Source organism: Litoreibacter sp. JB4-2 (assembly GCF_055693445.1).
Window position 1 is genome coordinate 3,013,553 of record NZ_CM146334.1, and the last position, 23,553, is coordinate 3,037,105.

The 23,553-nt window shown below is 57.0% G+C and carries 15 protein-coding genes and 1 pseudogene; 9 read left to right on the forward strand and 7 right to left on the reverse strand.

Annotated features, from left to right (window positions below; genetic code table 11):
• Positions 1 to 255: 255 nt before the first annotated feature.
• Together ACZ1G7_RS14940 and ACZ1G7_RS14945 are read right to left on the reverse strand one after the other, a co-directional pair.
• Entirely contained in the window at positions 256 to 1,962 is a 1,707-nt protein-coding gene (locus tag ACZ1G7_RS14940; protein WP_472660180.1) for a putative bifunctional diguanylate cyclase/phosphodiesterase, read from the reverse strand.
• Between the two features lie 382 nt (positions 1,963 to 2,344).
• On the reverse strand, positions 2,345 to 2,920 hold the full coding sequence (locus ACZ1G7_RS14945) for a glutathione S-transferase family protein (protein ID WP_472660181.1): 576 nt from the start codon (positions 2,918 to 2,920) through the stop codon (positions 2,345 to 2,347).
• A 458-nt stretch (positions 2,921 to 3,378) separates the two neighbouring features.
• Here ACZ1G7_RS14945 and ACZ1G7_RS14950 point away from each other — a divergent pair, with 458 nt between their 5' ends.
• The 3 genes from ACZ1G7_RS14950 to ACZ1G7_RS14960 are packed head-to-tail and all read left to right on the forward strand — an operon-like array spanning position 3,379 to position 7,795.
• Positions 3,379 to 5,103 (forward strand): adenosylcobalamin-dependent ribonucleoside-diphosphate reductase, encoded by a 1,725-nt coding sequence (locus ACZ1G7_RS14950; protein WP_472660182.1) that lies wholly within the window; start codon positions 3,379 to 3,381, stop codon positions 5,101 to 5,103.
• Between the two features lie 15 nt (positions 5,104 to 5,118).
• Positions 5,119 to 5,433, forward strand: coding sequence for a DUF1653 domain-containing protein (locus tag ACZ1G7_RS14955; protein WP_472660183.1), 315 nt, complete (start codon positions 5,119 to 5,121; stop codon positions 5,431 to 5,433).
• Between the two features lie 52 nt (positions 5,434 to 5,485).
• Complete coding sequence (locus ACZ1G7_RS14960) at positions 5,486 to 7,795, forward strand: hybrid sensor histidine kinase/response regulator (RefSeq protein WP_472660184.1); 2,310 nt, start codon at positions 5,486 to 5,488, stop codon at positions 7,793 to 7,795.
• A gap of 15 nt (positions 7,796 to 7,810) precedes the next feature.
• Here ACZ1G7_RS14960 and ACZ1G7_RS14965 read toward each other — a convergent pair whose 3' ends face one another.
• Complete coding sequence (locus tag ACZ1G7_RS14965; RefSeq protein ID WP_472660185.1) at positions 7,811 to 8,572, reverse strand: HpcH/HpaI aldolase family protein; 762 nt, start codon at positions 8,570 to 8,572, stop codon at positions 7,811 to 7,813.
• Positions 8,573 to 8,678: 106 nt separating this feature from the next.
• Positions 8,679 to 11,885 carry a 2Fe-2S iron-sulfur cluster-binding protein gene (locus ACZ1G7_RS14970; protein WP_472660186.1) on the reverse strand — a complete coding sequence of 1,069 codons (3,207 nt, stop codon included), beginning with the start codon at positions 11,883 to 11,885 and terminating at the stop codon, positions 8,679 to 8,681.
• 114 nt (positions 11,886 to 11,999) lie between these two features.
• Between ACZ1G7_RS14970 and ACZ1G7_RS14975 the strand changes: the two genes are divergently transcribed.
• Positions 12,000 to 12,989 (forward strand): phosphotransferase enzyme family protein, encoded by a 990-nt coding sequence (locus ACZ1G7_RS14975; protein ID WP_472660187.1) that lies wholly within the window; start codon positions 12,000 to 12,002, stop codon positions 12,987 to 12,989.
• A gap of 106 nt (positions 12,990 to 13,095) precedes the next feature.
• Positions 13,096 to 14,738: pseudogene (locus tag ACZ1G7_RS14980) on the forward strand (ABC transporter permease).
• On the opposite strand, the gene ACZ1G7_RS14985 reads toward ACZ1G7_RS14980, so the two are convergent.
• Positions 14,735 to 15,397: an arylesterase gene (locus ACZ1G7_RS14985; RefSeq protein WP_472660188.1), complete on the reverse strand. Its 663-nt coding sequence runs from the start codon at positions 15,395 to 15,397 to the stop codon at positions 14,735 to 14,737. The pseudogene ACZ1G7_RS14980 and the gene ACZ1G7_RS14985 sit on opposite strands and share 4 nt — an antisense overlap.
• 10 nt (positions 15,398 to 15,407) lie before the next feature.
• Here ACZ1G7_RS14985 and ACZ1G7_RS14990 point away from each other — a divergent pair, with 10 nt between their 5' ends.
• Together ACZ1G7_RS14990 and ACZ1G7_RS14995 are read left to right on the forward strand one after the other, a co-directional pair.
• Positions 15,408 to 16,097 carry an ABC transporter ATP-binding protein gene (locus tag ACZ1G7_RS14990; RefSeq protein ID WP_472660189.1) on the forward strand — a complete coding sequence of 230 codons (690 nt, stop codon included), beginning with the start codon at positions 15,408 to 15,410 and terminating at the stop codon, positions 16,095 to 16,097.
• Positions 16,094 to 18,607, forward strand: a complete 2,514-nt coding sequence (locus ACZ1G7_RS14995; RefSeq protein ID WP_472660190.1) for an ABC transporter permease — start codon at positions 16,094 to 16,096, stop codon at positions 18,605 to 18,607. The genes ACZ1G7_RS14990 and ACZ1G7_RS14995 overlap by 4 nt, the downstream gene beginning before the upstream one ends.
• On the opposite strand, the gene ACZ1G7_RS15000 is transcribed toward ACZ1G7_RS14995, so the two are convergent.
• Entirely contained in the window at positions 18,604 to 19,506 is a 903-nt protein-coding gene (locus ACZ1G7_RS15000; RefSeq protein WP_472660191.1) for a LysR substrate-binding domain-containing protein, read from the reverse strand. The genes ACZ1G7_RS14995 and ACZ1G7_RS15000 overlap by 4 nt on opposite strands.
• A gap of 123 nt (positions 19,507 to 19,629) precedes the next feature.
• Here ACZ1G7_RS15000 and katG point away from each other — a divergent pair, with 123 nt between their 5' ends.
• The gene (gene katG, locus ACZ1G7_RS15005) at positions 19,630 to 21,816 is read left to right on the forward strand and encodes a catalase/peroxidase HPI (RefSeq protein WP_472660192.1); all 2,187 of its coding nucleotides are present in this window, start codon (positions 19,630 to 19,632) and stop codon (positions 21,814 to 21,816) included.
• 80 nt (positions 21,817 to 21,896) lie between these two features.
• Here katG and ACZ1G7_RS15010 read toward each other — a convergent pair whose 3' ends face one another.
• The gene (locus tag ACZ1G7_RS15010; protein ID WP_472660193.1) at positions 21,897 to 22,466 is read right to left on the reverse strand and encodes a DNA-3-methyladenine glycosylase I; all 570 of its coding nucleotides are present in this window, start codon (positions 22,464 to 22,466) and stop codon (positions 21,897 to 21,899) included.
• A gap of 127 nt (positions 22,467 to 22,593) precedes the next feature.
• Between ACZ1G7_RS15010 and ACZ1G7_RS15015 the strand changes: the two genes are divergently transcribed.
• A complete protein-coding gene (locus ACZ1G7_RS15015; RefSeq protein ID WP_472660194.1) occupies positions 22,594 to 23,418 on the forward strand; it encodes an EAL domain-containing protein in 825 nt (274 codons plus the stop codon).
• The last annotated feature ends 135 nt before the right edge of the window (positions 23,419 to 23,553 follow it).

Here is a 23,553-nt window from a genome sequence, read left to right on the forward strand (position 1 = left end):
GCCCCCATTGTCGTGAAGCGCTTGCGCGACGTCGCCAAACGTATCTTTCTGGTCATAGCAAGGAAAACTGTAGCAGGGAGTGTTTGGCGCCGCCAACAACAACTCGACCAGATGCTGGTGTCATGCGGCACTGTCAGCCGAAGCGGTGCAGGAATTTCTATGATGGTGGTATTTGTCGTTCGTCTATGACCTTGCTGCAGCCCGAATTTTCGACATGGTCGGTTTGCAGTGCAACTGGGTTGCGACGTGGACAAATCAGTCCTTCTGCGCGGTGCGTATCGTTTCAAAAACGCGTTCTGATGTGAGCTTCAAGAAATCATCGACCGGCAACGGGCGGGCAAAGTAAAAGCCTTGAACCTGTTCGCAGGCGCGATCTTGGAGCCAGTCGAGTTGTTCCTTGGTTTCCACGCCTTCGGAGACGACTGTTGCACCGATCTGATTTGCAAGAGTTAGGATAAGTTCAAGTATTGGTCCACTCTTGGGGAGCTGACTTATGAAAGACTGGTCTATCTTCAGGCAATTCAGCGGGAACCGTGAAATATAGGACAGATTTGAGTAGCCTGTTCCAAAGTCGTCGATCGCAATCCGGTACCCCATATCCGAGATCGTTTTTAGCTTCTCTTCAATCTCATCGAGGTCACCGACGAGTACGGATTCTGTGATCTCGAGTTCGATTTTGTGGGTTGGGAAGTTTTCGCGTTTTGAGATCTCGCAGAGCGCCTCCATCAAGCGCGCGTCGGCGAATTGGCGTGGAGAAATGTTGATCGAAACCTGCAAGTCCTTGCCGGCTTCGTTCCATTCGATTGCATTTGCACAACCCAGTCTCAAAATTATGTGGCCAAGTTCTTCGATCAGGCCTGTTTCTTCGCAAATCGGGATGAATTCGCCCGGCGCAACCAAACCACGCTCGGGATGACGCCATCGAACCAACGCTTCGGCAGAGACAATACGACCGGTCTTAAGCTCGATCCGGGGTTGATAGAAAAGTTCAAATTCCTGGTTCTCGACAGCGCGTTTGAGCTCTGTTTCGATTTGAGCTCGCGTGCGTGCCCGTTCCCCCATTTCTTCATTGAAAAATGTCGCGCGATTTCGGCCCCCTTGCTTTGATGCGTAAAGCGCAACATCCGCCTCGCGCATCACCTCCGCAAAGTCGGACTCGCGTGGGTTAAACGTTGCAATGCCGATGCTGACCGTGGCTTTAATTTTGGTGTCGTCATGCGTGATCGGTTCGGAAACCACCTCCTGAATGCGTGTGACGGTTTTCTCGAGCTCGTCCCGCCCCTCGATGTTTTCAAAAACGACTAAAAATTCATCACCCCCCAGGCGGACAACAATGTCATTGGCTCTTGCGGATGCACGCACGCGAGCGGCGATTTTTTGGAGGATGACATCGCCCATCTCATGGCCGTAGGTGTCATTGATTTGCTTGAATTTGTCGATGTCGAAACTCAGCAAGGCGCAGTTTTCGATATTATATTTTTCGAGCATCGCGATGTGTTGCATCAGGTAGCTGCGATTAAAGCACCCGGTCAGCTGGTCGCTATCAGCGAGATATCTCGCTTTGTCGCGGGCATTTTTGAGTTCGCTGACGTCAATTTCGGTGATCAAGATCGACGGTTTGCCAGTCACAGCGTCGGAGCAGGTTTTGGCCGAAACGTCATGCCATCTCATACCTGCTTTGGTTTTCACTTTGGCGATCATGCGGTGCTCGCCAAAACGCTCCAGCTTGCTGGACAGTATTTTGTAGTCGCTTTCATGCAAAAATTTTTCGGAAATGCGTATATGTGGCGATGTCGAGGATGCCCGTGCGGCTGGGTTCAAGTAAAAAGGAGAGCCACCTCTTTCGAACAAGGAAATCATCACATCGGTGTGCAGCAATGCTTCGGCGCTTCTGAGGCTTTCGGGCTCCTTTTCCGCATTGGACGCCACTTCGCATAGCATGGCCATGCGCCCGTCGGCCAATTTGAAACCCCGGAAAACCACTTGCAGGCTGGTTGGCACGCCCCCCGGGTAAAGGGTCCAAACCTCCCGGAAGGTCGTGTCAAACTCCAGAAAATCGGCCTGATACTGGCGCAGACGTTCGGCGACTTTGTTTGACATATCCTTGCTAAGGTCACGTTCGCGCAACGCGTCTTCTGACTTAGCTTGCCACAGGTCGCACGCACTTTCGTTGGCGTAGAGTATGCGGCAGAAATCAATGTCAAATATCCAAACTGCAGTCTCCAGCCTTTGTGACAGAAGACGCAGGTCTTCCGTCATTGCGACGGCAGAGACTGTATCGCCATTGACCGGCGACACAGATGTCAGATTGATGTCTGCTTTTCTCATTCTGAGCCCCAGGTGATCAGGCTGCCTTGACCTGCACCGCGCCCAGCGCGCTGAGCGGCTTGAACCCGTCGGTTGCTTCGACGGTGGCGACCCAGTGGCCGATGGCTGGAAAGTCGTCGAAGCTCAGACCGGCTTCATCCAATACATGCACATATCCAAAGAGGGCGATGTCAGCGATTGAATAGCCTTCTTCAAGCATGAACTGGCGTTTTTCCAAATGCGCGTTCAAACGCTCCAGGCCCGGCCGCGCACATGACTGCCACGTTGCGATATCGTTTGCACGGTCCTCTCGTTGCTCTGGTAAAATGGTCGTAAAGAAGCGGGCGGGCGAGATAAACGGTTCCAGTTTGGATTGCTCGAAAAACATCCATTGCAGTGCTTCGGCGCGCCCCGCGGGCGATTGAGGCATCAAGTTCGTGCCCTCGCACAGGTACCAGAGCATCGCATTGCTTTCACCAATGCCCATTTTTTCATCAACCTCTAGGTAGGGCACCACACCTAAAGGGTTAATTTTTAGGTAAGACTCTGACTTTTGCTCGCCGGAAAGAACATTGATGAGGCTAAGGTCAAAGGGTACCCCAAGCTGCGTCATGGCCAGCCATGGTTTAAAGCAATTTCCCGATCCAAGGCACGCGTATAGTTTTGTCATTTTGCAATCTCCGAGCTACTTTTGACGGAGACGTAAATGCCATTCCTTAAAGCGTATTAAACGCCTGAAACCTTTGCATTTTCAGTTCAAATAAAACTTTACCAAAACTGCCAAACCTTTCGTAACCATGATTGAGACAGTGCAGAAGAATGATCTCAGTCATGACCTGGAGTGACGAAGTGCGTACCGTGTTCTGAGCGCAAATTAACTTGCGTTGAGCCGAAGATTTTTTGTTCGTACAGGCAGCGCAGACGCGCGACGCCTCCGCGTGTGATCGAGTTAACCAATTAACAGAGTATTTACACCTGTTACTGTTGTTACGGTACATTTCGACCTATTTTGGGTTTATCGAAAATTCTTTGAAAAAAAATTTCGAATTAGCTGCAACCTTTGGGGGAATTATGTACCACTTTTCACAGTCCGCACTTTACCCGGTCGCGTTTGACCAACCGATTTCAGAACAGATTTGGCGTGCTAAATATCAAGACAGGAAGAACGGCAAGATTAATGACTTTGCTGTCGAACACACTTGGAGGCGCGTGGCCAAAGCGCTCGCTGCAGGCGAGTTCGAGGGCGACAAACCCATTTATGAGGAACAGTTCTACGAGGCCATGCGCGGGTTCAAACTGCTCCCGGCAGGGCGCATACTGGTTGGGGCAGGGTCGCAAAAATCGGTGACACTTTCCAATACGTTCGTCATGAAAACACTTCCTGACTCGGTTGAGGGGATCATGGACGTGGTGAAAGAAGCGGCGCTCACGATGAAGATGGGCGGCGGTATCGGGTTCGACTTTTCAACGCTGCGGCCCCGCGGTTTCGTGGTTGACGGGTTGGACTGTCCAGCCGCTGGCCCGCTGGCGGCGATGGATATTTGCGACGCTGTGTGCCGCATGCTTGTGACGGGTATGGGACGCGGCGCGATGATGGGCACGCTGCGCGATGATCATCCCGATATTGAACAGTTTATTGTCGCCAAATCAGATCCCGCGCGGATGCGCAATTTTAACCTTTCGGTGATGATCAGCGACGCTTTCATGCAGGCGGTTGCCGAAAAAAAGACATGGGATCTGCGCTGGAACGGCGAGGTTGTTAAGACAATCGATGCTGAGCTGCTTTGGACCAAGATCATGGAACAGAACTACAAAGCGGCCGAGCCTGGGGTGCTGTTTATTGACCGTATCAACGCGCTGAACCCGCTTAGCTACGTCGAGACTATTTCTGCCACAAATTCATGCGCTGAGCAGCCATTGCCGCCAAATGGCACATGTCCGTTGGCATCAATCAACCTTGCGCGGCTCGTGAAAACCCCGTTCCGGGATGCGGCGCGCCTGGATCTTGATGCTCTGAAAGAGCATGTTGGGACGGCTGTACGTCTGCTTGATAATACATTGGACGTTTCGGAATTTGCGACGCCGGAGCAGGTTCAAGAAGCGCAAGCGAAACGCCGGATTGGCATTGGCGTCACTGGCGTGGCCGACGCTTTGGTCATGCTTGGAGTGAAATATGGCAGCGCGGCGTCGGTTGAGCTGATCGAGCACTGGATGCGTACGATCCAAAACGCGGCTTATCTGGCGTCCGCACGGCTTGCGGCTGAGCGCGGGGTCTTCCCTGCCTTCGACCGCGAGGCGCATTTGACCAGCGCTTCGGTGCAAAACCTTGATGATGATGTGCGCGCAGCGATTGCGAAACACGGGTTGCGCAATGGCGCACTGACGACAATCGCGCCGACGGGCACGACATCAATGTTTGGGGGCAATGTGTCTTCAGGGATCGAGCCGATCTTTTCGACGAGCTACCGCCGTAAGATCACGCTGCCGGACGGCACGAAATCGGAAGAGTTGGTCGAGGACTACGCGGTCTACCTGTACCGAAAGGTGTATGGGAAAGACGCTGCGCTGGGCGAGGCGTTTGTGACGGTTGCAGACCTTAGCCCGACGGATCACTTGCGTATTCAGGCAGCGGCACAGAAATGGGTTGATAGCGGCATTTCCAAGACAGTGAATTGCCCTGAAGAAATCTCTTTTGATGACTTTCAGAATATCTACCGGGAAGCCTACAGGCGGGGCTGCAAGGGCTGCACAACTTACCGGCCCAATGACATTACGGGTTCCGTTTTGGCAGCATAATGGCCTAACTGGGGTATGACTTTTATTGAGACAGCCCTGCGCGGCGTCGGCGGGATCTTTCGCCGACGCGCACCCGACGACCCTATTGCGGCGCCTAAAGGCCCGACGCCAGCGGTGCCTGCGCTACCCGGTTGGGCACCGACGCATATGCACAAAAAGGGTGGTCTTTACCGGGTGTTGATGGCCGGCGTTCTTGAAACGGATCGGAGTGATGTCGTGATATATGATGATGCTGACGGCACGGTCTGGGTGCGCCCTGTGACTGAGTTCTATGATGGCCGCTTTTCGCCGTTGTCGGCCGCCCCGCCGTCGGGGATTGAACTTGATTAAATCATCGTTAACGCTCAAGCTATCTGGAATTGTTTTATAAAAGTCTATTTTTTTGGAACGCTTGAAGTTTGAAGATCTTTCCGATCTTCGCCAACTTACGCATCTGTCGACACCTGTTTGGATCTTTGATGCAGACAAACACAACATTTGGTGGGCGAATGATCAGGGACTGGCTTTCTGGAAGGCGGATAGCCTCTCGGAGATGCAGTCGCGCGACTTTTCAAGCGACAGCGTCACAGTGCGCGAACGCCTGCGTCAGATCGTCGATCTGGCATCGCATGAGACACGCGTGTCAGACACATGGACCTTGTACCCTGACGGGGTTCCGCAAACGGTCGTTTTGTCCTTCCAACCAGTCAAGATCGCCAACAATACCAATGGTATTCTGATTGAGCTGTTGCAGTTGCTCGAACGCGACGCGGACAACGAAACCTGGCGCTTGCTGGAGGCGGCGCGCGCGACCTCGCTGTTGATCACAACCTTTTCGCTGGATGGGCGTTTGCTTGCGCAAAACCCCGCCGCCTTGGCCTGTTTTGGCGCGCTGCGGCGTACATCGCAGGACGTAACCGATTTGCAGTCGCGGTTTCACGATCCTGTGGACGCAGACAAGGTTCTTGACCTTGCTTTGGCCAATAGCACTGAAAGCTGGGAGGCCGAGATGCGCACCCAAGGCGGTGTGCGCACACATATGGTTGGCGTTCGAAAAGGGCGTGACCCGATCACAGGCGAATATGTCATCGTCCTGAGCGAAGAAGATGTCACCGAACAAGCACGGCTGCGCGCCCGCCAGGAGAGCGAAAAAGAAGCGTTGAAAAGCGCGGTCGAGGAAAGCTCCGACAAGTTGCGTGTGTCGCGTGAACGCTACGAGCTTGCGGTTCAGACCGCCGCGATTTGGGATTGGGACGTTGCCGCAGACAGGCTCTTTTTGTCGCCAAGTTTCATACATGCTTTGGGATACACCAAAGATGAGTTTATGAGCCTGCTGGCGATGCATAGGTTCGACAGTATTGTGCACCCCGATGACCTGGCGGATTACCAGCAGAAACTGTCAGAACACCTGTTTCACCACGACCGTCCCCTGTCACATGAAATGCGCATCATTTGCAAAGATGGCCGTGTTCTTTGGTTTCATTGCCAAGGAAAATGCGTCTATGACGCGCGAGGCAAGGTCCTGCGCTCTGCCGGGTTGCTCACGAATATCACCAAGCGCAAAGAGCTTGAGGTGACGTTGCTCGCATCACAAAGGATGGAAGCCATTGGTCAGCTGACCGGCGGGCTGGCGCATGATTTCAACAACCTGCTGACGGTGATCCAAGGCAATGCGGAGCTGCTGGAGGAGCTGGAGGTGGGCGAGCCCGATCTGACGGGCGCGATTAAGAGCGCAGCACAGCGCGGCGCGGATTTGACGCGGCATTTGCTGGCCTTTGCCAAGCAACAAACGCTGATACCGAAGCGCGTTGATTTGAATGTTACGATACCGCGGATCAAAGGCACGTTGCTGCGTGCGATCAGTGAAACCGTCGAAGTGACCTATGCCGCCCCGACGGAGCTTTGGCCCGTCTACGCCGACCCGACCCAAATAGAGACCGCGATACTCAACTTGGCGCTGAACGCGCGCGATGCGATGCCCAAAGGTGGCGATCTGGTCATCACATGCGCCAACAGAACGGCAAAGGAAATGCTCAGCCTTCAAGGGCTGCATCTTGAGCCCGGAGACTATGTCGAGATTTCGTTGAAGGACCAAGGACGGGGCATGGATGCCGCGACGCGCCAAAAGGCGTTTGAGCCGTTTTTCACCACCAAAGGTATTGGCGAGGGCAGCGGGCTGGGCTTGTCGATGGTTTTGGGCTTCTCGCGCCAGTCGCGCGGCGATGCACGGATTGTGAGCGAGCCGGGGGAAGGTACCGCGGTTTATTTCTACCTTCCGCGCGCAAGCGGAACAGGTGCGAAAGAGCCAAAGGCGAAGCCGCAGCTGACTTTGCCCGGCAATGACGAACACATTCATATCCTTGAGGACAACCCTTATGTGTTGGAAACCGTGTCGCGCATCGTCGCGTCGCTTGGATATAAAGTGTCCACCTCTTCAACCGCGGATGAGGCGAGCGCTTTCGCACAAGATAACCCAACAGTGCATCTGTTTCTTGTCGATATATTGCTGCCCGGCACGCGCAGCGGTGTCGATTTTTCGCGGGATCTGAAGAAGGTTCAGCCGCAGGCAAAAGTGCTCTTCATGTCCGGCTATGCGGAAAGCGAACTTGTCGGGGCCAATGAGGACGATTTTGTCCTGATCTCCAAGCCGTTCGACAAATCGAGCATTTCGAAAGCGATCAACAAAGTGATGTTTGGCCCGGTTCAAGCTTAGCGTTGTGGCGACTGGCTACTGGTCTGAATGAAGTGCGTCTGCCTCGGCATTTGCGCCGCGCAGCATGAAGGCATGTTCCGAGGCGACAAAGAACATTGTAACGCCCAATGCCTTGAGCGTGGGCCCCTGGGCCGCGCTGCCGGCGAAGGTCATAAACGCCTTGTCATTGGCTTTCGCAGCTTCGCCCGTGCTGCGCATCGCCTCCAGCACTTTCGGATCTGATGGGTCCGTGGTTCCAAAACAGACTGCCAAATCTGCGGGGCCGACGAACAGCCCATCGATGCCATCGACGGCTGCAATTTGTGATGCTGCCTCGACGCCCTCGGGCTCTTCGATTTGCGCAATGATGACCGTCTCATCGATGCTTTGCTGAAGCACGTCGGACATTGGGCGGGTCGCAAACCCGGCCCAACGCGTGGAACCCGCATAGCCGCGACCGCCATGCCCGAACCGACCGGCGCGTGCGATGTCGCGTGCCTTTTCAACCGTGTCGATATGCGGCACCACAATGCCCGTCGCCCCGCTGTCGAGCGCTTTAAGTAACTCGACCGGCGCGCCCACAGGCACCCGCACCAGCGTCGGCATCTCGAGCGCACGCGCGATTGCCAGGCACATATCCAATCTGCCACGATCAAAGGGCGCGTGTTCGGCGTCAATGCAGATGAAGTCGAGATTTGATTTTGCTAAAACCTCGATCATTTCATGCGCCGGGGTCTTCAGGAAAGTTCCCACCAGCGTCTCGCCCGACAGCATGCGTGTTTTGAAGGATGGTGTCATGGTGCGGTGCGCCTTTGGTCAAGTGAAACGGATCACGCCATATTCGGCCAATGGTTCCAAGACGTCCAGCCACAATCCCCGGACGAAATCGGCGGTAAAACCCGGTTCAAAGCTCTATTTCGATCTCACCACCTGGCTCAGCGGCCCGCGACTGGCACAGGATGATTTCGCGGGTACGTTGGTCTTTTGACAGCACAAAGTCACGATGCTCGACATCGCCGGACCTAAGCCCGCATTTGCACACACCGCAAATCCCGTCGGAGCATTTCATATCGACGTGGATGCCGTTCTCAAGCAGCACCTCGCTGGCCGATTTGTCCGCAGGTACATGCAAACTGCGACCTGACCGCGCGAGTTTGAGCGTGAATGGCGTATTGACCCAGTCGGGCGTCTCCGGCGTGGCGAAATATTCCATATGGCGCGCGTCTTCCGGGAAGCCGCAGTTTTCAGCTTCTTGCAACACAGCGTTCATGAACGCGTCAGGGCCGCACGTGTAGACGTGCCAACCTTTCTGATAACCCGCCAAGAACGTGCCTAGATCGGCGCGCGTACCCTCTGCTGAGACATGTATATGCGCCTTCGCGGCCCAAGGGACCGCAGCCAAGTCGTCCAGAAAACCTGCACCCGCCCGGTCTTTCACCGAATAGTGCAGCTCAAAATCGCGGCCCGCCTTATGCAGTTCATGGGCCATGGCGATCATCGGGGTGATGCCAATACCGCCGCCCATCAACAAGTGCCGTGTCGCATCTGCGGCAACTGGGAAATGGTTGATCGGCGGGGCGATAAAGACTTTGCGCCCTTCGCTGAAAATTCGGTGCAGCAATGCCGAGCCGCCGCGCCCGTGATCTTCGCGCAACACTCCAATTTGGTAATGCGACCGGTCCGCAGGATCGCCAGACATGGAATATTGCCGCAAGAATTCGGGGGCTACGACGATATCGAGATGCGCGCCCGCCTGCCATGCGGGCAGATCCTGCCCGTCTTCGCGGCGGAACTCATACTTCGTGACCGATTCCGACATTTTCTCCACCTTGCTGACGATCACGGGGATGACCGGGCTTTCGGCGTCGTTTGAGTAGCGATGCACCACGCCGTCGAGTGTGCCGGCGTTCAGTCGGCGGCGATACTCCGATGCGCTGATCATCTTCTTATAGGCGTCGATGCCAGCCTCACGGTCCATCGGGAACGGGTAGGGGTAAGGATGGGGTGCCAATGGTGCGGGGTAGACTGCCAAAGTTTGATCTTCAAAACGCAGATCAAGGTCTTTTTGCAGCCCCCTTGTGTTGACGGGATGCCGTGTTGGGCGATAGCCGCCGTCCTCTTCCAGTTCGAGATCCCACCACCATTTTTTGACCGGGTTCAAATCGCCATTGCCAACAAAGTCATCGAGCTTGGCGAGCAGTGGTGCTGATTTTGGAATATGCATCGCGGCCCAGCGGAACGGGGCTTCCGCAAACAAACCCTCAAGGTTCCAAGGGCAGGTTTTCATGCAGCGCCCGCACATTGCGCCGCCCGGCGTTGTGATCCGGTAGGAGGTGCATTTTTGGCTGTCGGATTTCCAGATTTCATAGCCGTTGAACATCAGCTTTGGCCCGGCGGTGATCGCGCCGGACGGGCATTCGCGCGCGCATTTGTTGCAGCTTTCGCAAAAGCTCTGCAGACCGAAATCAATGGGCTTGTCATGGGCGAGTGGCAGGTCGGTGGTCACAACGCCTGATTTCAGACGCGGGCCCAGATACGGGTTCAGGATAACCTCGCCGATCCGGCTGACCTCGCCCAGACCTGACAGCAACAAAAGCGGCGGCTGCAAGACTTCGCCGTCAATCACTGTATGCGCCTTGGCGGAATACCCCAACCGACGGATTTGCTTGGCGATGACCCCACCCAGCAGCGAAAACCGCAAATAGGCGCGCATGGATTGGGCGACGGCGATCCAGTCATCGCCGCTGGAGCCCGCCATGGTTTCAAAACCCTGATCGACTATCATGGAGATTGCGTTGTCGTGTGGCGGCACCAGCACCTCACCGCGAGCATCATGGCTGTACCATGCCCAGTCTGGGCAGCGCGAAATGCCAACCGCGTCTACGCCCAAAAAGTAGCTCGCAGCCTTGATATGTTCTGCGGCGGCGACCGGGTCGAGCTTTTGTGGTGCGCCCTCCGGATCGCCGTCTTGCAGTAGCACGAAAGCCCCGAGCGCGCGGCGTTGCGCGGCGGAAGGCGCCGCTTTGAGGGCGTAGTGCCCGTTGGTTGCCGCTTTCTGATTGGTCTTTCCCATGTCACCAAACAAGGCCCGTGCAAACATGTCGGTGCGCTTGGGCACGCGTGCGACATTGGGCTCGTCGATATAGGTGGTGGGCGTGTCGACCCTTTTGAGCCGCTCAAACGGGTGTGCGCCGTCGACATAGCGGCGCTTGGCAAACAGCGTCCGGGTATGCGCCGATTTCTCCGTGCCTTTGCCGATCTGCCAGGCCAGCCCGTGGGTCTTTGACCGTGGTTGCCGGGCCAGCGGGCGCAAGGGCCTATCAGTCGTTACCTCAAACGTCGTCGTTACGGCAGCGAGGCCAAAGCCTGTGCCCAGATAGGGATGCGTCAGGGCGCCTTCTTCAACGGTCGCAACCCCCGCCGCGACGGCCAGCTGACCCAAATCCACATCACTGGAGGAGGCACTGTGCGATTTCGCGTCAAAGCCCAACACGCGTAGATAATTACCGATGACGCAGGCGGTTTCATTTGCCCTGAGCGCGGCGCGATGTGCTTGAGCATCTTTGATCCACTCATAGCCCGGCTCCGATGGGTCGGGATCGCGCGGATGCTCGTACAAAAAGACAATGGCATGGGTGTGGCCGCCGATACCAGTTGGCCCAGCCTCCATACTGTCGCGCAGATTGGCCATGATCACATCGATGCCTGAGGCCAGCGTTTTGGTCTGCCGGGTGCGCAATGCCTCCGCTAGCGCGTCAATGTCAGGGTTGCGATGTGGCTGCGCCAGAACAGCGCTTTGCGGAAGCTCACACATCCCGACGCAGCTTGCGTCCGCGAAATAGCCGAAGCTTTTGACGTGGTTGGCGCGTTCGGTAAGGTCGGATGGGCAGTCAGCCTTGGTCTTGTTGACCAGCCCGTCCCCGATCGCATCGAGCATCGCCTGATATTCAGCCATAGCGTTGACGATGCTTTGCGGCGCGTCGGGATGTGCGAAGCTTAGCGGCTCTGCGGGTGGGCATATGGTCAGGTCAGCACTGTCTTGGCGCAGCAGACGTTCCATCGGGTAGGGACCAAGATGTATGGGGCGCGATTTGGTGGAGAAGAACTTCATTCGCGCATCCTATCGGGCCGATGGCGTTTTGCCAGAGCAATGCGCCGGTTTTGCGCTTGCCTTCGTAAAACAAACGCGGGACATCCTGTTTTACCAAGTTTGGGAGGGCATAAAATGACGCTGGAGCAGCAACTGGCGCATTTGCAACGACTGGTGACGCACTCGCTGTCACTGTGGGATATGCCGCCAAATGCCCAGGCACGGCTCATCAACGTCTCAGAGAACACGACCTACCTGATCGAGGCCGAAAGCGGTTATAAATCCGTGCTGCGGGTGCATCGACAGGGATATCATTCAGTGCGGGCGATCATGTGCGAATTGGCATGGCTTGATGCGCTGCGCCGCGACGCAGGCGTCGAGACACCTATAGCGATCCCCGGACGCGACGGTGCGGTCTTGCAGCAGGGCGCTATCGCGGAGCTGCCGGGCGCGCATCAAATGGTGATGTTCGAGTTTATTGAAGGCAGTGCCCCGCGCGAAGATGGCGATCTGGCGCAAAGCTTTGAGCAGCTTGGCGCGTTTGCGGCGCAGTGCCATGACCACGTGATGATTTGGGACAAGCCGTCACCGTTTGACAGGCTGACATGGGATATCGAGAGCGTCTTCGGCCCACGCCCGACCTGGGGCAACTGGCGCGACGCGCCCGGTGTTGACCCTCAGATTAGCGCTGTTTTGGAACGGGTCGAGGCTTTGATCCGAACCCGGTTGCGCGCTTATGGTCAGGCGCCCACGCGTTTCAACCTGATCCATGCTGACATGCGGATGGCCAATGTCATCCTTGGTGCCGATGGGCCGCGGCTGATTGATTTTGATGACTGCGGCTTTGGCTGGTTGATGTATGACTTTGCCGCGGCGATCAGCTTTTTGGAAGATGACCCACGGATACCGGAACTGAAGCAGGCGTGGCTGAAAGGGTATCGCCGTTTGCGGAACCTGGACCCAGAAGATGAGGCGGAGATTGACACATTCGTCATGCTGCGCCGGATGGCCCTTCTGGCGTGGATCGGCAGCCATATCGAGGCGCCGGAGCCGCAGGCGCTTGCCGATGGATTTGCTGCGACCACGGCGCGCTTAGGGCAAACATTTCTTGATCAGCTTGGCTAGTAGCGTATTTCCTACAGAAATAGTCAACTCAATGAAAACGCGCTATGACCTACGAAGGAATCGCAAATTTGCGGCGCGGTGGTAAGGCATGGTGGCAATGCAGGGTATGAAGCTGGCACTCGGAAAGCTGGGCCATAGGGGGCTTGTGGCAGGCGCGGTGCTTGTCGCGGCGATCTGTGCGTTGCCGCATCTTGGTGTCGTGGCCGCGGCGTTCACGGGGTCTTCAGACACGTTGCAGCACCTGCTCGACACTGTTCTGGGCGGCTACATGCTGACGACCTTGGCGCTTGTCGCACTTGTAGGCTCAGGGACCGCTGCGCTGGGCACAGGCGCGGCTTGGATGGTCACAATGACCGAGTTTCCAGGCCGTAAATGGGTTGAGGTTGGGTTGGTCATTCCCTTGGCTTTTCCGGCTTATGTGCTGGCCTATGCCTATACAGACATCCTTGACCATCCGGGCATTGTGCAAACGACGCTGCGCACTGTGATGGGTTATGGCCCGCGCGATTACTGGTTTCCTGAAATCAGGTCTTTGGGCGGGGCCGCCGTCATGCTGATCCTGGTGTTGTATCCATACGTCTACCTGCTCGCGCGTAGCGCGTTTATGGGCCAGAGCGCGTCCATGTTTCATGCCGCGCGTTCGCTGGGGAAGACGCCCATGCAAACCTTTTGGAGCGTTTCGCTGCCCATGGCGCGCCCGGCGATTGCGGCTGGCGTCTTGCTCGCGTCTATGGAGACGATTGCCGACTTTGGTACTGTCTCCTATTTCTCAGTGCCGACATTCGCGACGGGTATTTACACGAGCTGGTTTTCCATGGGGGACCGCGCCGCTGCGGCACAATTGTCGTTGGGCCTGCTGGCATTCGCGCTGCTTTTGGCGTTCTTGGAACGCAGCAACCGCGGCAACGCGCGCTATGCGGCCAAGAAAGCCACCAATGCGCATGAAAGGGTCCAATTGGAACGCGGGACGGGGGTGTTTGCCTTATGCTTGTGCTGCGCGCCGATCCTGTTTGGCGTGATCATTCCGACCATAGCACTGGTGCTGATGGGGCTCGGATCTGAGCAAAACCTGTTGAGCCCGCGCTATCTGTCTTTCATCTCCAACACCGTCACGCTGGCATTGATTGCCTCCGCGCTGACCGTATTTGCTGCGCTGTTATTGGGGGCGCTGCATCGCAGTTGGGGGGCAAGCTCGCGGCCTCCGCTCTGTATTTTGGCAGGCTTGGCTACGCGGTGCCGGGTGGCGTAATCGCGGTTGGTCTGCTGGTGCCTTTTGCGGCGTTTGACAATGCGTTGGACGCGTGGATGCGAGCGACATTTGATGTCTCGACCGGTCTGTTGTTCACCGGTTCCATCTGGCTGCTGATCGCGGCTTATATGATCCGGTTTCTGGCGGCCGCTCTGGGGGCCTATGAGGGCGGGATTTCAGCTATCAGCCCCAACATGGATGCCGCGGCGCGGGTTCTTGGCAAAGGGGTGTGGGGGGTCGTTGGGCGCGTGCATATCCCGATCCTGACACCAAGCCTGCTAACCGCCGCCTTGATCGTTTTTGTCGACGTGATGAAAGAGCTGCCCGCGACGCTGATCATGCGGCCTTTCAACTTTGACACGCTTGCGGTCCAGGCCTTTCGTCTGGCGGCCGATGAACGACTCGACGGCGCTGCGGTGCCTAGTCTTGTGATTGCATCGATTGGCTTGCTTCCGGTGATTTTGCTCTGCCGTAAGGTCGGCAAAGCGCAGCGCGCCTAAGGCGTCGCCCGGGCCGCTAGGTCTTTGACAATTGGCCCCATCGCCTCGACGATCAGCGCAACGCCGGACGCGTTCGGATGGATGCGGTCGCCCTGCATGTGATCGCGCATGACGGCCTCCAAATCACCTAGATCGGCCAAACCTTGCATGAAATTGGGGAAGTGAAGCGTGCCGTAATCCTGCGAAAGCTCGGGGTAGATCGCTTCAAACGCCTGCTCATAGTCGGGGCCGAAATTGGGCGGGGCGTCGATGCCGACCAAAAGTGCAGGCAATTGCTTGGCGTCAATCCGGGCCAGAATGCCATCAAGATTGGCGCGTGCCGCCTCGGGCGGTAACCCGCGCAGCATATCATTGGCCCCAAGTGCGACGATCACCGCGTCCACATCTTCCGTTAGGGTCCAGTCGATGCGCGACAGCCCACCAGCGGTGGTGTCGCCCGACACACCGGCGTTGATCAGCACCACATCGAGGCCTTGGTCATCGAGATAGTTCTGCAACTGCGCCACGAAGCCATCCTCTTGCACCAACCCGTAGCCCTGGGTCAGGCTGTCGCCCAGTGCCGCAATGGTGATTGGCTCTGCGAGTGCAGGAAATGCGGTAAAAACACATGCGGCGTTGAGGAACCATAAACGGGTCCTATTTAAGGAGGGTCCAACCACGGAGATCGCCTTGTCCATTTTGACTTTGAAAGACGTGCGCCTGTCGCTTGCCGGCAATGCGGGATCGGTCGACATCCTGAAAGGGATTTCGTTGGACGTCGCCAAAGGTGAAACGGTCGGGCTAACGGGCGCATCCGGGTCTGGCAAATCATCTCTCCTGATGTTGATGGGTGGGCTGGAGCGCGCCTCATCTGGTTTGGTGCAGGTCTTGGGCCAGGACCTGACCCCGATGGGGGAGGATGCCCTGGCGCGGTTCCGCAGGGATCATATGGGGGTTGTGTTTCAATCATTCCACCTCATTGCGACAATGACCGCATTGGAAAACGTGGCTCTGCCTTTGGAACTTTCCGGAACACCAGACGCCTTTGCGCGCGCGGAAGCGGAATTGGCCACCGTGGGTCTGGCAGATCGTCTGGGCCACTACCCATCGCAAATGTCGGGGGGTGAGCAGCAGCGTGTGGCGCTTGCGCGCGCCGTTGTCGCCCGACCTGATGTGCTTTTGGCGGATGAACCGACTGGGAACCTTGATGCCGCAACCGGCCAAATGGTGATGGACTTGCTGTTTGAACTGCGCGACCGAACGGGGGCAACTCTTATTTTTGTGACCCATGCGCCGGAGCTTGCGGCGCGGTGTGACCGTATCGTCCAATTGCGCGACGGGCAGGTTTTGGATGACAGCCTTACCGTTGCCGCGCAATGAGCAGTTTGTCCGTCGCATGGACCATCGCGCGCCGCGAATTGCGCGGCGGGATAGGCGGGTTTCGGGTGTTTTTGGCCTGCCTTGCCATTGGCGTGGCCGCGATTGCAGCTATTGGGACGGTCCGTAGCGCGATCGAGGCAGGCTTAAGCGAACAAGGCGCGGTCATTCTGGGCGGCGATGCGGAGGTGCAACTGACCTACCGCTTCGCCACGCCGGAGGAGCGTGACTGGATGACCAGCCAAGGGGAATTGTCCGAACTGGTTGATTTCCGCTCTATGTTGGTCGGCGCGGATCAGGATCGCGCGCTGACACAGGTGAAGGCCGTTGATGATCTCTACCCGCTTTATGGCAAGCTCAGGCTTGACCCTGATATCGCTCTCGACGTGGCGCTTACGGGGCAGGCAGGCGTGCCGGGCATTCTTGTCGACCCGCTTTTGATGGACCGGTTGGGACTTGCCGTCGGGGATACGGCCAGCCTGGGAACGCAGGATTTCATTGTGATGGCGGCGCTTGAACGTATGCCCGACGGCGCCGGCGCAGGATTTTCCCTTGGCCCGCCGGTGATTGTGGCGTCGCGCGCTCTTGAAGGCTCGGGGCTGGTAGCGCCAGGGACGTTGTTTGAAACACAGTACCGCATCAAATCCGCGCGCGATCCGGCAGTGATGGAAGCTGAGGCCGAACAAGAATTGGATGGCACCGGGTTTCGCTGGCGCGACCGTCGCAACGGCGCGCCCGGGATCGCTGAGTTTGTCGAACGGCTGTCGGCGTTTCTGGTGCTTGTTGGGCTGACAGGGCTTGCGGTGGGCGGTGTCGGCGTTTCCGCCGCGGTGCGGGCCTATCTGTCAGAAAAGACTCAAGTCATTGCAACTTTGCGCTCCATCGGGGCCGAACGGCGCGTCGTCTTTCAGGCCTATATGCTGCAAATCGCGGTGCTGTCCGCGATTGGGACCGCGTTGGGATTGCTGATCGGGACGAGCGTGCCGTTCTTGCTATCGCCCTTGATCGAGGCGCGATTGCCCGTGCCGGTGGAATTCGCCCTGCGCCCTAAGCCGCTGTTTGAAGCGGCGCTTTATGGGTCGCTGTCTGCGGCGCTGTTCACGCTCTGGCCCTTGGCGCAAACCGAAGACATCAAAGCCGCCGCGCTGTTTCGCGACGCGAAGGCGGGCATTTCGGGCTGGCCGCGCCCGGTCTGGCTGTTGCTGTGCAGTGTGATCTTGTTGGTTTTGATCCTGTCCGCGGCCTATTTGACTGGTCTATGGTACCTGACCCTTTGGGCGTCGCTGGGTGTTATGGGTGCCTTCGCGGTGTTGTTGTTGGCAGCTGCGGGGATCAAGGCGTTGGCGCGCCTGCTTGCTCCGAGATTTCGCACCACGCGTCAGTTGCGCTTTGCGCTGTCAGCCGTGGGCGGACCCGGGCGGGAGGTGCACTCGGTCGTGGTGTCATTAGGGCTGGGCCTGTCGGTTCTGGCGGCGGTGGGCCAGATTGATTGGAACTTGCGAAACGCCATTTCGACAGATCTGCCTGAGGTCGCGCCAGCCTATTTCCTTGTGGATATTCAACCAGACCAGCTTGCGCCGCTGACCCGTTCCTTGCAGGACCGCGCCCGCGTCGACCGGGTTGAAAGCGCGCCTATGTTGCGCGGTGTGATTACGCAGATCAATGACATGCCGGCCCGCGATGTGGCCGGGGACCACTGGGTTTTGGAGGGCGACCGGGGCATAACCTACGCGGCCGCCCCGCCCAAAGGCACGAAGATCACCGCAGGTTCTTGGTGGGCCGAAGATCATGGCGGCTTGCCGCAGATCAGCTTTGCCGCGGAGGAGGCTGCGGAAATGGGTTTGTCGCTGGGCGATACGATGACGGTAAACGTGCTGGGGCGCGACATCACAGCCACGATCACAAGCTTTCGCGAAGTCGATTTTTCCACAGGTGGGATCGGGTTCATCCTGTCCATGAACCCCGCCGCATTGGCGGGCGCCCCGCATTCGCACATTGCCACCGTCTATGCTGAACAAAGCGACGAAGGAGCGTTGCTGCGCGCATTGGCGCAAGCCTATCCAAACGTCACTGCGATCCGGGTCCGCGATGCAATCGACCGTGTCTCTGAGCTTCTCTCAGGGATCGCAGCTGCCGTCACTTATGGCGCACTTGCGACATTGTTGACCGGGGCGATTGTCTTGATCGGGACTGCCGCCGCAGGTGAACGTGCGCGGGTTTACGAGGGCGCGATTTTGAAAACGCTGGGCGCGACACGGGCTGCTGTGCTGGGAAATTTCATGCTGCGATCTGCAATTCTTGGGCTGACCGCTGGGGTCATCGCGCTTTGCGCTGGGATCACTGCGGGTTGGGCGGTGACTTATTTTGTGATGGATAGCGACTTTCAGGTCGCATTGCCGTCTGCTTTGGCGGTCGTCGCAGGTGGGTTGCTGGCCACGCTTCTGACGGGGTTCTATTTTGCATGGCGTCCGCTTGCCGCGCGTCCGGCGCAGGTTTTGCGGGCACAAGGCTAGCGTGTTCGCAACGATTGCGCCGCGTCACGAACCACTTCGGAAATTTGTAGAAACTGATCGGAAAGCGGGCTGGTCTTGCGCCAGATCATCCCAACCTGTCGCGAGGGCTTGCGCGATTTGAACGCTGCGACGGAGACATCGGCGGAACGGGTTTCTATCGGGATGGCCATTTCGGGGATTAAGGTAACGCCGATCCCGGCGCCAACCATTTGCACCAAAGTCGACAAGGAACTGCCATCGAGCCCTTCACGCGGCAAAGCCGATTGAATATTGCAAAACGAAAGGGCCTGATCGCGAAAGCAATGACCTTCCTCAAGAAGAAGTAGGCGCATTTCGCGCAGGGTTTCGGGGCTGGGAACAGGTTTTTCGGCATCCGTGTCAGGGCGCACAAGTACAAAGTCTTCCTCAAACAAGGCGACCTCTGTGAACGCGGGCTCGGACACAGGAAGCGCCACGATCGCCGCGTCAATCCGCCCTTCATCAAGTTCCTCAATCAGCCGGGAGGTGAGCGTTTCGCGGATATGCAGCTCAAGCCCCGGGAACTTTTGGGTCAGACGACCGACGAAACCAGGCAAAAGGTAGGGCGCAATTGTGGGGATCACCCCAATGCGCAGTCGCCGCAGCAAACTGTCATCTGGCCCGCGCGCGAGGTCAGTCAGTTCGTCAACGGCCCTGAGTATGTCGCGGACCCGGCCTGCAAATTCTTCGCCGAAATGCGTAAGACGGACGCGGCGCGCACTTCGTTCGAACAGCGGTGTGCCAAGCGTGTCTTCCAATTCCTTGATCTGCATCGACAAGGCTGGTTGCGATATGGCGCATGTCTCAGCCGCGCGGCCAAAATGCGCTTGCTGGGCGAGCGCTTCAAAATACCGGAATTGTTTGAGTGTTAGATTTTTCATAAGAAATTCTTATCTCAACAATCAGGAAATTCAACTTAAACTAATTCTAAGAAGGTGGTAAATCGATGCCAGAGTGGGAGTCAGCCCACACCATTTTTTGCAACTCAATTCAGGGAGGCCACCATGGACGGCAACCAAGGTAGCGCATCGAAATGCCCAGTTATGGGCGGACGTGAAATCAACACAGTCATCCAAAGTATGAACAACAAGTTGTGGTGGCCCAACCAACTCAACCTGAAAGTGTTGAACCAGAACGCGCCGCAAAACGACCCGATGGGTGATGATTTTGACTATGCTGAGGAATTCAAAAGCCTCGATTTGCAGGCGCTGAAAGATGACCTGACCGCATTGATGACCGACAGCCAGGACTGGTGGCCCGCTGACTATGGCCATTATGGTCCGCTTTTCATCCGTATGGCGTGGCACAGCGCGGGCACCTACCGGACCTATGACGGCCGCGGCGGGGCCACATCGGGCACGCAGCGCTTTGCGCCGCTCAACAGCTGGCCTGACAATGGCAACCTCGACAAGGCGCGCCGTCTGCTTTGGCCGATCAAGCAGAAATATGGCCGCAAGATTTCCTGGGCTGACTTGATGGTTCTCACCGGCAACGTCGCATTGGAATCCATGGGGTTCAAAACGTTCGGCTTCGCCGGTGGCCGTGAAGACGTGTGGGAGCCCGAGGAAGACATCTATTGGGGCCCCGAATCCGTCTGGCTCGACGATCAGCGCTACACAGGCGACCGTGAGCTTGAAGACCCGCTTGCTGCTGTGCAGATGGGCCTGATTTACGTCAATCCAGAAGGTCCAAACGGCAATCCGGACCCGGTCGGGTCTGGCCGCGACATTCGTGAAACCTTTGCGCGTATGGCGATGAATGACGAAGAAACCGTCGCACTCGTTGCTGGTGGCCACACATTCGGTAAAGGCCACGGTGCCGGCGACCCTGAGCATGTGGGCCCAGAGCCTGAAGGCGCCGATGTGACTGCGCAAGGCTTGGGCTGGCTGTCATCATATGCCAGCGGCAAAGGCGTGGACGCGATCACATCGGGCGTTGAAGGCCCATGGACCGCGAATCCGACCAACTGGGACAACGGCTATTTCGATGTGCTGTTCGGCTATGACTGGGAGCTGACCAAGAGCCCCGCTGGCGCCAACATCTGGGCTGCAAAAGACCTTGATGACAGCGATCATGCACCGCAAGTCGACGGCTCGGACACCAAAGTGCCGTTGATGATGACCACGGCTGATATGGCGATGCGCATGGACCCGGCTTACGAGAAAATCGCGCGCCGTTACCATGAAAACCCCGCTGAGTTTGCGGATGCCTTCGCGCGCGCTTGGTTCAAGCTGACCCACCGCGACATGGGCCCGCATGTCTGTGGCTTGGGTGCGGAGAAACCAGCCGAGCCGCTGATCTGGCAGGATCCGGTTCCGGCAGTAGATCACGACCTGATCGGCGATGCTGACGTGGCCGAGCTGAAATCGCAAATCCTGGCGACGGGGATGTCGGTCTCAGATTTGGTTAGCGTGGCTTGGGCATCAGCTTCAACCTTCCGCCACACTGACCGCCGTGGTGGGGCCAATGGCGCCCGTATCCGCCTTGCGCCACAAAAGGACTGGGCCGTGAACCAGCCCAAGGTTTTGGCGAAAGTGCTGAGCGCCCTTGAAGGCGTGCAGCAAAGCTTTGGCAAGCCGGTATCAATGGCGGACCTGATTGTCTTGGGTGGCGCTGCGGCTGTTGAGAAAGCTGCTGGCGATGCCGGTCACGCGGTCACCGTTCCCTTCACCCCGGGCCGGACAGATGCGAGCGCCGAGCAGACAGATACGGCAAGCTTCGACGTGCTTGAGCCAAAGACCGACGGCTTCCGCAACTACGCAACCAAGAACCAGTACCGTACCCCGTCCGAACTGCTGGTCGACCGAGCGCATCTTCTGGGGCTTAGCGCACCGGAAATGACCGTGCTTGTCGGTGGCTTGCGGGTGTTGGCTGCGACTGTCGATGGCAGCAAGGCTGGCGTGCTCACCGATACACCAGAGCAGCTGACGACCGACTTCTTCGTGAATCTGATGGATATGGACACGAAATGGGAAGAGACCGGCGAATTTGACCTGTTCGAAGGGCGCAGCGCGGCCTCGGGCGACGTCAAATGGACAGCCTCATCGGTAGATCTGTTGTTCGGGTCAAACTCCCAATTGCGCGCTTTGGCGGAGGTCTATGCCTGCGACGACGCGAAAGGTGATTTTGTCGCTGACTTCGTGGCCGCGTGGACCAAAGTCATGGACGCGGATCGCTTCGAATTGGCGTAACCGTCCCAAAAGTTCTAAGAACGGCGCGCTTCACCCGAAGCGCGCCGTTTTTTTTAGCTGTAAGGGTGGGCAGTCTTGGACTACTTCGTGCCGGCGAGCGCGGCGAATTTGTGACAGGACGCGACATGGTCGTTAACCATGCCAACGGCTTGCATGAAGGCATAGACTGTCGTCGGCCCGCAAAATCCAAATCCCTCTTTCTTCAAATCTTTAGAGATCGTGGTGCTGAGCTCGGTTTTGCCCGGAACGTCGCTGAGAGCGGAGCGTGATGGCTGGATTGGCGTGTGATTCACATAGTTCCAAATGAAGTTGGAAAACCCTTCCCGAGCCTCGATCTTTTGCCAGGCCTTTGCGTTCTTGATTGTTGCGGCGATTTTGCCGCGATGACGCACAATGCCGGGATCCAGAACTAGCTTCTCAATTTCTGCATCACCCCAAGTCGCAATAACGTCTGGGTCAAATTCAGCAAAGGCGCGACGAAAACCCTCACGTTTTTTCAGGATCGTGATCCAGCTTAAGCCCGACTGAAACCCTTCGAGAATCAAGCATTCAAACAACGCACGGCTGTCATGTTCTGGCTGACCCCATTCATCATCATGATATTTAATATAGTCGGGGTTGCCTTCGCACCAATCGCACCTCTGGACCATTTCGCATCTCTTTCAACGGGTTAGACTTAGGATGGCGAGTTTAGTCAAATTAGAACAAAAGTGGAATATTTACTTCGATTTAACGGAGCCACGTGTAGCTGGGGCGACCGTAGCGAAGGAATTGGTTGTGACCGAAACTGGCACTTGGGACAATTATTCGAACCCGCTTGCAGCGGCGGTGTTGGAGCGTGACCGCAACATCATCGAAATGGTGCGCGAAGGCCTAAAGACGCGCAATGTCATGCTCGCTTTCCAGCCAATTATGCAAAGTAAAAATACGACGCAGCCTGCCTTTTTTGAGGGTCTGGTGCGCGTCATGGACAAAACCAAACGCGTGATCCCTGCCAGCGAATTTATTTCGGAAATTGAGCCGTTTGAGGAAGGGCGCATTATCGACTGCCTCGCCCTCGAAATGGGCTGCCAAGCGCTTATCGACCATCCAAGCCTGCGCCTTTCGATCAACATTTCGCCGCGCACGATTGGTTTGGATCGTTGGGAAACGGTATTTGAACGCGCAGTTTTCCGAGACCCGACCCTGGGCGAGCGGTTGATTATTGAAATCACGGAGGCGTCGGCCGTCAGCATGCCGGACGCTGTTGTTGATTTCATGACCCGGTTGAACCGCCATGGCGTGAGCTTTGCTTTGGATGATTTCGGTGCTGGATATACCGCCTTTCGATACTTCAAGGATTTCTGTTTTGATGTTGTGAAGCTTGACTGCCAATTCATCCGCAATATCCACGAAGATCAGGACAATCAGGTTCTGACGGAGGCGCTCGTCTCCATTGCCCAGCACTTCGATATGTTTACGGTTGCTGAGGGCGTTGAGCGTCCGCAGGAGGCAGAATATCTGATCAACGCGGGGCTCGACTGTTTGCAGGGCTATCTCTTCGGTGCGCCGCAACTCAGATTGCCAAATCAAACGAAAAGCAGCTTTGGCGCGACCGGCTAAAGTTTTTCTATCTTTCCAATTTTTAGAATGACACAGGGCGCTGTTTGCGCAGTTCGCCTGCTGATTGTTTGCGTCGCCATGCCTGCCTTGCTACTCAAACAAGAGAACACGCGGTCAGCGCGTGGGTTGGATTCG